This is a genomic window from Corallococcus llansteffanensis (assembly GCF_003612055.1).
Taxonomy (GTDB): Bacteria; Myxococcota; Myxococcia; order Myxococcales; family Myxococcaceae; genus Corallococcus; species Corallococcus llansteffanensis.
Window position 1 is genome coordinate 1 of sequence record NZ_RAWB01000424.1, and the last position, 8,732, is coordinate 8,732.

At 72.5% G+C, this 8,732-nt stretch carries 6 protein-coding genes; 3 read left to right on the forward strand and 3 right to left on the reverse strand.

The window, feature by feature from the left end:
• Positions 1-1,534: RecQ family ATP-dependent DNA helicase (locus tag D7V93_RS30570; RefSeq protein ID WP_147451418.1), on the reverse strand; the 1,534-nt coding region annotated here is incomplete at its 3' end.
• A gap of 172 nt (positions 1,535-1,706) precedes the next feature.
• Between D7V93_RS30570 and D7V93_RS30575 the strand changes: the two genes are divergently transcribed.
• Both D7V93_RS30575 and D7V93_RS30580 read left to right on the forward strand, forming a co-directional pair.
• Positions 1,707-3,377, forward strand: coding sequence for an AAA ATPase domain-containing protein (locus D7V93_RS30575; RefSeq protein ID WP_120646746.1), 1,671 nt, complete (start codon positions 1,707-1,709; stop codon positions 3,375-3,377).
• A gap of 223 nt (positions 3,378-3,600) precedes the next feature.
• On the forward strand, positions 3,601-4,413 hold the full coding sequence (locus tag D7V93_RS30580; RefSeq protein ID WP_120646749.1) for a hypothetical protein: 813 nt from the start codon (positions 3,601-3,603) through the stop codon (positions 4,411-4,413).
• A 25-nt stretch (positions 4,414-4,438) separates the two neighbouring features.
• On the opposite strand, the gene hflX is transcribed toward D7V93_RS30580, so the two are convergent.
• A complete protein-coding gene (gene hflX / locus D7V93_RS30585; RefSeq protein WP_120646747.1) occupies positions 4,439-5,878 on the reverse strand; it encodes a GTPase HflX in 1,440 nt (479 codons plus the stop codon).
• A gap of 186 nt (positions 5,879-6,064) precedes the next feature.
• Between hflX and D7V93_RS30590 the strand changes: the two genes are divergently transcribed.
• Entirely contained in the window at positions 6,065-7,345 is a 1,281-nt protein-coding gene (locus D7V93_RS30590) for a DEAD/DEAH box helicase (protein WP_120646748.1), read from the forward strand.
• Between the two features lie 118 nt (positions 7,346-7,463).
• Here the strand turns inward: D7V93_RS30590 and D7V93_RS30595 are convergent.
• A partial coding sequence (locus tag D7V93_RS30595; protein ID WP_341870972.1) for a ferritin-like domain-containing protein occupies positions 7,464-8,732 on the reverse strand: 1,269 nt, incomplete at its 5' end.

Genomic DNA, 8,732 nt, shown 5'->3' on the forward strand with positions numbered 1-8,732 from the left:
GGTGGAGGTCGATGAGGGGCTCGGGGATGCGCCGCCGGGCGGGAGGCGCGCAGTCGAAGCGCCCCTCCGCGCGGGCCTGGCAGTTGTCGCAGTGGGCGCAGTCGTCCTGACGGGGCTGCTCGAAGTAATCCCCGAGCATGCGCCAGCGGCACGCCGTGGTGCTCCCGTAGCGCATCATCGTCTCCAGGCGCTCGCGGTCGCTCTGGTGGCGGGCCTCGTAGGCGCCCAGGTACGCGTCCAGCTCCTCGGGGCGCTCGAAGCCGCGGAGCTGCTTCACGCCCCGGGCGCCCCGCTCCAGGACGCCGGCCGCGACCAGCTGGGCCACGAGCACGCGGGCGCGCTTGTCGCCCAGCCCGCTCTCCTCCGCGAGCCGCTTGAGCGCCACGCTCCGGCCTCCGGCGCACAGGCGGCTGGCGGTGGCGTAGAGCTGCTGGCTCTCGTCGCGGCGCGGGTACTTGCCTCCCAGGAAGAAGCCCTGGATGCGCTTGTCCTCCAGCCGGTACAGCAGCGCCGCCTTCGCGGGCAGCCCGTCGCGCCCCGCGCGTCCCGCCTCCTGGTAGTAGCTCTCCAGTGAGTCGGGGAAGTGGTAGTGCACCACGAGCCGCAGGTCTGGCTTGTCGATGCCCAGCCCGAAGGCCTTCGTCGCCACCACCACCGGGGTGGTGCCGTCCATGAAGCGGCGCTGGTTCTCCTCGCGCTCGGAGGCCTTGAGCTTGCCGTGGTAGCGCTCCGCCTCCACCCCTTGCGCGCGCAGCCAGCGCCACAGCTCGTCCGCGCGCCGCACGGTGGCCGTGTACACGATGGCGCTGCCTCCCGCTTCGCGCAGCAGCTCCAGCAGCTTCTGTCGCTTCATCTCCGGGTTCACCGTGCGCTGGACCTCCAGCGTCAGGTTGTCGCGCTGGATGCCGGTGCTCACCACCACCGGGTCCTTCAGCCCCAGCTGCGCGCGGATGTCCTCGCGCACCTGCCGCGTGGCGGTCGCCGTGAGCGCGAGCACGCGCGGGCGCCCTAGCGCGCGGATGGCATCGCCCAGCGACAGGTACGCGGGCCGGAAGTCGTGGCCCCACTGGGAGATGCAGTGCGCCTCGTCCACCACGAAGAGGCTCACGTTCGCGCGCTTCAGCAGCTCCAGCCGCTCCGGGTTCTCCAGCTGCTCGGGCGTCACGTAGATGAACTCGTGCTCGCCCCGGCGGATCTCCCGCTGCAAATTCTTGAGGGCGCTGGCGCTCAGGGTGGAGTCCAGCTTCGCGGCGTCCAGGTCGAAGCGCTCCGTGAGGTGCTCACGCTGGTCGTGCATCAGCGCGAGCAGCGGACTCACCACCACCGTGGCCCCGGGCACGAAGAGGGCGGGCAGCTGGAAGGTGAGGCTCTTTCCCGCCCCCGTGGGGAGCACGCCCAGCACGTCGCGCCCGTCGATGACGGCTTCGATGATCTCCCGCTGGCCGGGACGGAAGTGCTCCACGCCGAAGCGCTCGCGCGCCTCCTGCTCGAGCTGGGACCAGAGGACGGAGGGGGCCGGGACCGAAGCTGTCATGGCCCTGAAAGTAGGGACGGCGGACGCCCGCCTCCCCCCGCGCGCGGCACCCGCGCCCGGCCGGCTGCTGGGGAGCGGACGGAGCGCCCAGGTCCGTCCCGTGGGACTTGCACGTCGCGTGTCGGAAACCCATGCGCCCGGGACGAAACAGGCGCACCTTTGTCCCGCACCCATGAACCCTCCCCCTTCCAACGACGACTTCGCCCTCCTGGTCGCGGTGCTCCCCCCGCCCCTCCAGACCGCGGTGCTGCGGCTGCCTGAAGCGGAGCTGCTGGAGGTGGTGATGGACCTGGGGCGTCCCCCGGAGGCCCGCCTCGTGGGACGCGTGGCGCGCCTCTCCGACGAGCCCGTGGCCCAGGAGGCGCTCCAGGCCGTGCTCTCCCGCGTGGGGGAGCTGGGCGGCGACAACCGCGCCGGCATCGAGCGGACGCTGCACCGCGTGTCGGCCATCCGCAACCGGCAGGGGCGCGTGGTGGGGCTCACGCTGCGCGTGGGCCGCGCCATCCACGGCACCATCGACATGCTGCGCGACCTGGTGGACTCCGGGAAGAACCTGCTGCTGCTGGGGCGCCCCGGCGTGGGCAAGACGACGAAGCTGCGCGAGGTGGCGCGCGTGCTCGCGGACGCGCTGGGCAAGCGCGTGATGGTGGTGGACACCTCCAACGAGATTGGCGGCGACGGGGACATCCCGCACCCGGGCATCGGCGGCGCGCGGCGCATGCAGGTGAGCCGGCCGGACCGTCAGCACGACGTGATGATCGAGGCGGTGGAGAACCACATGCCCGAGGCCATCGTCGTGGATGAGATTGGCACCTCCGCGGAGGCCGCCGCCGCGCGCACCATCGCCGAGCGCGGCGTGCAGCTGGTGGCCACCGCGCACGGCAACACGCTGGAGAACCTGGTGCTGAACCCCACGCTCTCCGACCTCGTGGGCGGCATCCAGACCGTCACGCTGAGCGACGAGGAGGCGCGGCGCCGGCGCACCCAGAAGACGGTGACGGAGCGGCGCGGCACGCCCACCTTCGACATCGTGGTGGAGATGGTGAACCGCGAGGAGGTGCGCGTGCACCGCGACACGGGCGCCGCCGTGGACCGGCTGTTGACGGGCGCGGAGGTGGGCGGCGAGCGCCGCACGCAGCAGGGCGACACCGTGCACGTGGAGGCGGCGCCGGAGGTGGTGGTGGCCACGCCGCCGGGTGGGCACGTCCCCCGGGGCACCCCGGCCCTGGGAGCGCCCCGGCCCGGGCCCACCCGCATCGCGGCGCACGCGGTGAGCCGCGAGCTGCTGGAGCGCGTGCTGCGCGACCTGCCGGTGGAGGCCGTCGTCGTGGGCCGCCCGGAGAACGCGGAGCTGGTGCTCACCCTGCGCAGCCGCGCCAACTCGCCCCGCCTGCGCCGGGCCGCGGAGCGCGGTGGCGCGCGCGTGGTGGCCATCAAGCGCAACAGCTCCACGGAGATCCGCCGCGCGCTGCGCACCGAGTTCCACATCCTGGAGGGCGTGGATCCGAACGACGTGCGCGACGCCGTCGCCGAGGCCGAGGCCGCCATCCAGCGCGTGCTCACGGATGGCGAGAGCGTCCCGCTGTCGCCCCGCCCTTCGCGCCTGCGCAAGGTGCAGCACACGCTCGTCGTCCGGAACCACCTGGAGGCGGTGAGCGTGGGCAGTGAACCCCTGCGCCACCTGGTCATCTACCCCATGGGCGCCGGCATGGTGGAGGTCCCCGACCTCCTGCAATCCCAGGCGGACGAGGACCCTCCGGACGACGACGGCGACGACGAGGCCGAGGACACGGGGGACGACAGCGAGGCCCCGCGCGAGGACGAGGAGCGCCCCCTCTCCTGAGGCGCTGTCCCACGCGCCGTGTTCCGCGACACGACGGTCGGTGAGGAAGACAGGGCCGGACAGTCCCGCCCCTGGGTGCGCAGCGCGCTGCACACGTCCGGCGGGGTCAGGGCGCACTCCGCCCTTTGGATTCGCGGGGTTGGGGGAGGCATGACGGTTGCTGAGAGGCAGCGGTACGATCCACCGCGAGGAAGCGGAAGGACCGCACCCCTTGGAGACCCTCATGCGCCGCGCCCCTGTCGCCTGCCTTGCCCTTGCCGCCCTCGCCACCGCCTGTGGAGACAACGCCCCCAGCAAGGAGGAGATAGACGACGCCAAGGCGCGCGTGGAGCGCGTGGCGGCCTCGACGCACATGGTGCGCGGGGCGCTGGAGGTGCTGGGCCTGCTGCCCGTGTACACGTGCGGCGAGCCCCGGCGCGGGTTCCTGGGCCACGCCGTGGAAGGGCTCGCGTCGAAGGTGTCCTGCGCGAAGGCCACGGTGACGGCGGTGGATGACGTCACCGACGCGGTGGTGCTGTCGTTCGATGACGGGGGCTGTGACGTGCACGGCCTGCGCTTCACCGGGCAGGCGGTGCTGGAGTACCGGGGCGGCGAGGACCTGATGGAGATGTCCGCGGACCTGCGCGGGATGACGGTGGACGGCCAGCCGCTGAAGGCGGAGGTGGGCTACGGCACGTGCGGCGACGAGGCGCGCCTGTTCGCGGACGTGGAGGGCGACGTCCCGGGACGCCAGGGTCACACCTTCCACGTGAACAGCCGCGTGGGCAAGCGCGACGGCCTGCCCATCATCGGCGGCACGTCGCTGGTGTTCGACGGTCCGGGCGAGCTGACGGGGCCCTCGGGCGCCGACCGCATCACCCTCTCCGCGGTGACGTACGAGGTGGGCAACTACCTGCCCAAGGAGGGCACGGCCCTGGTGGAGACGGCGAGCGGGCGCCGCATCCAGCTGACGTTCCTCCCCGTGCTGTGGCGCGTGGGCAAGGTGGAGGTCACCGTGGACGAGAAGGATCCGGTGACCGTGCCCGTGGTGCGCTGAGGCCCGCGGCGCACGTACCGGGGGCTCACTCCTGGAAGGACTGGGTGAGCTTCGCGATGGCACCCGGCAGGCCGCGCACGCGCAGGCGGCTGCCGCTCTCGTCGTAGGCCTGGGAGACGACGGTGGTGTGCTCGTACACCTCGCCGATGCGGCCCTGGCGGGCGTAGGGAATCACGAGGTCCGCCTCCACCATGGAGGACTCGAAGAAGGCGATGATGTGCTTGCGCAGCATCGCCACGTCATCGGGCTGGTGCGCGGAGAGCATGATGGCCTCCGGGTGCTTCGCGAGCAGCGCTTCGCGGGCCACCGCGTCCAGCCGGTCCGCCTTGTTGAAGAGCAGCTTGCTTTGCACCGTGTCCGCGCCAATCTCGCGGAGCACCGTCCGGGTGACCTCCAGCTGCGCGGCCCACGTGGGGTCGGATGCGTCCACCACGTAGAGCAGCAGCGACGCCTCCAGCGCCTCGTCCAGCGTCGAGCGGAAGGACGCGACCAAGTCGTGCGGCAGCTTCTGGATGAAGCCCACGGTGTCCGAGACCAGGATGCGTGGGCGGGTCTCCGGCTGCATCGCGCGCACCGTCGTGTCGAGCGTCGCGAAGAGCTGATCCGCGACCAGCACCGTGCTGCCCGTGAGGGCGCGCATCAGCGACGACTTGCCCGCGTTCGTGTAGCCCACCAGCGCCACGCGCAGCTGGTCCCGGCGCGCGTAGCGGCGGTGGTCCTGGTCCTTCTGGATGGCCGCGAGCCCCTCGCGCAGCTCCGCGAGCCGGTCGCGAATCTTGCGGCGGTCCAGCTCCACCGCCGAGTCACCCGCGCCACGGCCCTGCTGCCGCTCGCGGCCTCCCGAGGACTCGCGCAGCCGGGGGGCCAGGTAGTTGAGCCGGGCGATCTCCACCTGCATCCGCGCCTCGTGGCTCTTCGCGTGCCGGTGGAAGATGTCGACGATGACGCCCGCGCGGTCCAGCACCTCCGCCCCGGTGGCCTTCTCCAGGTTGCGCAGCTGGCTGGGGGACAGCTCGTGGTCCACGACCACCACGGTGGGCCGGGGCTCCGCCTCGTCGTCGTCCGTGGGCGGGGCCAGCGCTTCGCCTTGTTCGGGGCCCTCGTCGTCGGCGTCCTCGTCACCGGGCCCGGCTTCGGACTCGGCTTCGTTCTCCGCCTCGGCCTCGGCTTCGGCTGCTGCTTCCCACTTCTCGCGGGCCTTGGACGTCTGGTTGAGCGCGCCCGACGCGATGACGCCGGAGCCGCCCGTCAGCTTCGCCAGCTCCTTGAGCTTGCCCGAGCCGAGCACCGTGCCCGTCGCCAGGCGGTCGCGCTTCTGGGACACGGTGGCGACCGAGTCGTAGCCCAGGGTGTGCACCAGCCGGCGCAGCTCCGCGAAGTCCGCGGCGTGCTCTTCGTCCGAGACGCCGGGGAGCTGGACACCGACGAGGACGGCACGCGGACGTTCAGGGAGGGTTTTCGCCATGCGGATGCTGTTAACACGTCGGGCCGCTCCATGACGGGGCGAGTCGGTCCACCCGACACTCCCGGTCCGGGCGACTCCTCGCCCGGGTGGTGAGGGGGCAGGAATGCCCAGGGGCCGCGCCTGCGTCCGGGGTAGGCTCCCCCGCTTCCACGCTGCGCTCGCGCGACTCCAAGGCCTTCCCTTCTCATGACATTCGCTTCGCTCGGCCTCTCGGAGCCGCTGACCCGTGCCGTGGCCGACCTGGGCTACGACGAGCCCACGCCGGTGCAGCGCGCGACGATCCCCGTGGTGCTGCGCGGCGGTGATGTCTGGGCCTCGGCGAAGACCGGCTCGGGCAAGACGGCCGCGTTCCTGCTGCCCCTCCTGGAGTCGCTCCGCTCACGCCCGGGAGGGTCGCCCCGACAGGTGCGCGCCTTCATCCTGGTGCCCACGCGGGAGCTGGCCGCGCAGATCGTCGAGTCCGTCCAGCAGTACGGCCGGCACCTGTCCAAGCCGCTGAAGACCTGCCTCGCGGTGGGCGGCGTCTCCGCGAACCCGCAGATGCTGGCGCTGCGAGGCGGCGCGGACCTCGTGGTGGCCACGCCCGGTCGCGCGCTGGACCTGGTGGCGCAGAACGCGCTCCGGCTGGGCGCGGTGGAGACGCTGGTGCTGGACGAAGCGGATCGGCTGTTCTCGCTGGGCTTCGCGGACGAGCTCACGCGCCTGCTGGAGCTGCTGCCCGAGCGCCGGCAGAACCTGCTGTTCTCCGCCACGTTCCCGCCCGCGGTGCACAAGTTCGCGGAAGAGCTGCTGCACGAGCCCACGCGCATCGACGTGGACGAAGGCGAGCTGCCCACGGCGGACCTCATCGTGCAGCGGGCCCTCCAGGTCGACGAGTCCCGGCGCACGATGCTGCTGCGGCACCTGCTGGAGACGAACGCGTGGTCCCACGTGCTCACGTTCGTGGCCAGTCGCTACGCGGCGGACCATGTGGCGCTGAAGTTGAACCGCGCGGGCATCGCCGCGAGCTCCCTGCACGGGGAGCTGAGCCAGGGCGCGCGCACGCAGGCGCTCGCGGACTTCAAGGCGAAGCGCGTGCGGGTGCTCGTGGCCACGGACGTCGCCGCGCGCGGCCTGGACATCGCGCAGCTGCCCGCGGTCGTGAACTACGACCTGCCGCGCTCCACGGTGGACTACGTGCACCGCATCGGGCGCACGGGCCGCGCGGGGGACAAGGGCGTGGCGATCAGCTTCGTCACCCCGGACATGGAGGCGCACTTCCGGCTCATCGAGCGGCGCCACCACCTGGACATCCCGCGCGAACAGGTCCCGGGGTTCGAGCCAACGGAAGCCGCCGCGACGGCCGGTCCCACGGCGCCGCCCCTGGATCCGAACGGCGGCGTGAAGGGCCGGCGCAAGAGCAAGAAGGACAAGCTGCGCGAAGCAGCAGCAGCTGCCGCCGCGCGCCCGCCGAATCGCAAGCGGTAGCCCTGTTGCAGGCCGCTGACGCGCGTCAGGGCGGACATCCGTGGAGTGACCCGCAGCGAAGACACGCTCCGCGCGCTCGCTGACGACCTGCGCCGCGACCTGGGCGGCACCCGGTAGCTCAGGCCCAGAGCTCCTGCTCCAGCGTGTCCAGGAGGGACAGGGCGACCTCGGGCGTGGGCAGTCCGGCCGCGGTGATGAGGCCCGCATCGGGCGGTACCGCGAGCTGCGAGCGCAGCAGGGCCACCGCCTGCCGCTGCGCCTCCCGCAGCGCTTCCCGCTCCGGGGCGGAGAGGCGTGGGCGGACCCACTGGTCGATGTCCCAGGACAGCCCCGCGTGCCGCGTCTCGTCCGCGGCGATGCGCACCATGGCCTCGCGCACCTCGGCGTCCTGCGCGTGCAGGGCCTGGTGGTGGGCCAGGAGCGCGCCGTACGTCTCTCGCACGCAGCCCTCCACGGCGTTGTCCAGGGCCACGTCGATGAGCGGGCGCAGGGGCAGCGCGGCCACGACTGGACGCTGGGGCGTGGCGCCGAAGCGGCGCGCGATCCGTCCCGTCACGTCGGTGTGCAGCACCTCGTCCAGGGCGCTGCGGCGAGCCGCGTCCTGGAGGTCCGGACCGGCGCCGTGCAGGGCCAGCTCCTCGCGCAACCGGAGGAAGGCGTGGACCGAGGCGGCCTCCAGGTGCGCGGCCTCCGCGAAGTACTGCCCCAGCACGTCCGTGCTCTCGCACGCGTCCGCGACCTGGAGCCCCACGGGCCTCCGTCCGACGGTGCAGTTGGGGTCGCCCTCCTTCAGGACGTAGCGCTCCACTTCGCGGACTTCGCCGGAGGGGAACACCTTCACCACGTGCTGGGTCAGCGCCGTGTCCTTGCCGCAGGTGGAGCCCTGGGTGCCAATGACGTTGAACGTCCCGTCCTCGTTCGTCTTCACCGCGCCATGCTCCAACTCGGTGCAGCTGAGCTTGTTGCCTGCCGCGAAGGCCAGGAGCACGGCCTCCTGTTGGGTATCGACGGTGCCCAGCAGCCCCTGGATGGACTCCAGCGTCGGGTACGTCTTCACCTCGTCGCCACGCGTCGTGACCAGGAAGCGGTCGGAGCACACCGGCCCGCATTCGTAGTGGAGGCCCCCGATGGGATCCGCGGCCTCCAGGGCGGCCTGACAGGCGGTGGCATCGGTGGCCGTCGCACAGGGCTGGCCCTGGGATGCCACGGGCCAGGTCCAGAAGTGAGGCGGCTCCCCGGAGAGGTACTTCTCGCGGCCGCGGAGCTGGATGAGGTCCGGCGCCGGGGAGATGGTCAGTCCGCCAAGGGAGGGGGCGTACCCATCGCACGTCACCCGCGAGTAGCCCGCCAGGTCGGCGCTCGTGGGCCCCCCGGCGTCCCCATCACC

Coding starts and splice junctions, on each gene's coding strand:
- D7V93_RS30575 (WP_120646746.1), top strand. CDS start 1,707: ATGAACCCTCCCCCTTCCAACGACGACTTCGCCCTCCTGGTCGCGGTG.
- D7V93_RS30580 (WP_120646749.1), top strand. CDS start 3,601: ATGCGCCGCGCCCCTGTCGCCTGCCTTGCCCTTGCCGCCCTCGCCACC.
- hflX (WP_120646747.1), bottom strand. CDS start 5,878: ATGGCGAAAACCCTCCCTGAACGTCCGCGTGCCGTCCTCGTCGGTGTC.
- D7V93_RS30590 (WP_120646748.1), top strand. CDS start 6,065: ATGACATTCGCTTCGCTCGGCCTCTCGGAGCCGCTGACCCGTGCCGTG.